This window comes from Cupriavidus consociatus, from assembly GCF_017814975.1.
Lineage (GTDB): Bacteria > Pseudomonadota > Gammaproteobacteria > Burkholderiales > Burkholderiaceae > Cupriavidus > Cupriavidus consociatus.
In genome coordinates, this window is sequence record NZ_JAGIQA010000144.1 from 1 (window position 1) to 872 (window position 872).

At 60.8% G+C, this 872-nt stretch carries 1 pseudogene; it reads left to right on the forward strand.

The window, feature by feature from the left end:
- Nucleotides 1–43 precede the first annotated feature (43 nt).
- Nucleotides 44–872, forward strand: a pseudogene (locus J8I82_RS37810) (IS630 family transposase); the annotation flags it as partial.

An 872-nucleotide genomic window follows, 5' to 3' on the forward strand; every position in this document is an offset into this window, starting at 1 on the left:
GAGTCGGTAATTGTGTTCTTGAAAAATCACGTATTGCCCACATATCGCCGAAACGAGATCGCAGTCGCGCGAGGCGCGGCATGAGAGGCGTGTGCAGGTGATTCGGCTGCGCGCTGTGGGTTACACGTATGACGAGATTGCGGCGCAAACGGGACTGAGCCGCACGGGCGTGTTTGGCATCTGCCTGCGCCATGCCGATGGCGGCGCGACGGCGCTGCAAGATGCCATCGGTGGGCGTCGGCTTGGCGAGGGGCGCTTGTTGAACGCCGAGCAAGAGCGCGAAGTCCGCAAGCTGATTTGCGACAGGACGCCGGATCAATTGAAGATGGCTTACGCACTGTGGACCCGTCGCGCGGTTGCTGAGTTGATCGAGCACCGCTTCGGTATCCGGCTGCCGGTTCGCACCATGCTCTACTTGTCGCGCTGGGGCTTCACTCCCCAGAAACCGATTCGCCGCGCTTACGAGCAGTCCCCGGCCGCGCTCAGGAGGTGGCTGGACGAGGACTATCGGGAGATTGCGCAACGTGCCAAGGCTGAAGATGCAGAAATCCACTGGGGCGATGAGACCGGACTTCGATCTGACGGCGTGCGCGGGCGCAGCTTCGCTGCCAATCGGGCATACGCCGGTGGTACGCATCAACAGCAAGTGCGAGGGGCTGTCGATCATTTCCACGGTCACCAATCGCGGCAAGATGCGCTGGAAGATCTTCGATGGGGCGCTCAACGCCGATATCTTGATCGACTTTCTCCGCCGTCTGGTCAAGGACGCGGGCAAGAAGGTGTTCCTGATTCTCGATAACCTGAGGGTGCATCACAGCAAGCCGGTAAAGGCCTGGCTCGCACGGCACGTCGAGCAAATCGAGGTGTTTTAC